Raw genomic sequence first — 1,348 nt, 5'->3', positions numbered from 1 at the left:
CGCGCGGGACGCCGCGCTCTCCCACTTCGCGCCCGGCCCCGCGCCGTCGGCCCCGGCGAAGCCGACGGGCGGTGCGGCGAAGCCGACGGACAGCCCCGCCCCGGAGCGGTCCGGTGCGCCGGTGACGCCCTCCGGGGAACCGGAGTCGGAGGCGCCTGCCTCGCCGGACGCGTCGTCCGCCAGCCCGGGAGCGGACGGCTGAGGTCGGCCCGGCCGCGACCGGGGCGGGGCCGCGTCCGGACTTGACGGATCGACGCCGGTAGCGGGTCGCCCGCCTCGTGCCGGTCGACTAACCTGAGGCTCACCAACGGATATCGACGATGACGTACGGGGATGCCATGACCGGGCGCACGACAGTCGACCTGCTGTCCCTGGAAGACTTCCACCAGAAGTTGGCCAACCGGCTGACCGAGGCGGAGAAGGCGTTGCGGAAGCTGCGCACCGAGATGCAGAGCCGGCCACCGGCGCTGGGCTCGTTCGCCGACGCCACCGAGAACTCCCGCCGCTACTCCGAGATCCACCAGTCCTACGTGGACCAGGTCGACCGGCTGCGTGCCGCGGTGAAGGCGGCGCAGAGCGCCACCGCGACGATCCTGGCCAACTACCGCACCGCCGAGGAGCGCAACGCGGCCAACTCCGCCGACATCGCCGCCGCGCTCAACGGGGTGGACGACGCGTTGAAGCGGAAGGAGGAACCGCGTGTCTGAATACACCCAGCGCTACCAGCACGTCAGCCACCAGCAGCTCTACGACGGCGTGATGGCCGGTCAGCCGGGCCAGATCGACGGCGTCGCCGCGCAGTGGACGGCGCTCAAGGGCATGCTCGACGGGCTGTCCCGCGAGCTCAGCGGCGACCTCGACAAGCTCGCCAACACCTGGACGGGCTCGGCCTCGCAGGAGTTCCAGCGGCGGTTGACGCTCGTCACCGACTACGCCGACAAGCTCGGCGACGGCATGGCGGACGTCAGCCGGGGCCTGACCCTGATGGCCGGCGAGCTGCGCACCGCCCGCGCGCAGGCGGAGAGCCCGGCCGAGACCGACGACCACGACCAGGCGCTCTCCGGCGCGGCCAAGGGTGCCGTGTTCGGCGTGCCGGGCATCGTGGTCGGCGGGCTGCTGGGTCACCAGCAGGACAAGGCCGAGCAGGAGAAGGCGCACCAGCGGATGGTCAACGTGGTGGCCGAGCTGGCCGCCGGCTACGACCTCTCCGCCTACGGCCGGCTCGTCGCGCCGCCGCCGCCGCACCCGGACACCCCCGGCCTGACCAGCCGCGACTCCTCGACCGCGTCCCATAGGTGTAGGGGTAGTCGGTGGAGTACAGCATGCGCTCGGTCCCGACGACCTCCGC

General features: G+C 72.8%; 2 protein-coding genes and 1 pseudogene. All 3 read left to right on the top strand.

Annotated elements, in window-relative coordinates:
• A pseudogene (locus AB0B91_RS66125) lies at window positions 1-202 on the top strand (MFS transporter); the annotation flags it as partial.
• A gap of 118 nt (window positions 203-320) precedes the next feature.
• Window positions 321-707: a hypothetical protein gene (locus AB0B91_RS66120; protein ID WP_231925804.1), complete on the top strand. Its 387-nt coding sequence runs from the start codon at window positions 321-323 to the stop codon at window positions 705-707.
• A partial coding sequence (locus tag AB0B91_RS66115) for a WXG100 family type VII secretion target (RefSeq protein WP_358343262.1) occupies window positions 700-1,348 on the top strand: 649 nt, incomplete at its 3' end. The genes AB0B91_RS66120 and AB0B91_RS66115, both read left to right, overlap by 8 nt.

Source organism: Nonomuraea sp. NPDC049141, from assembly GCF_040648415.1.
GTDB lineage: Bacteria > Actinomycetota > Actinomycetes > Streptosporangiales > Streptosporangiaceae > Nonomuraea.
This window is presented reverse-complemented; position numbering and strand designations above follow the sequence as displayed.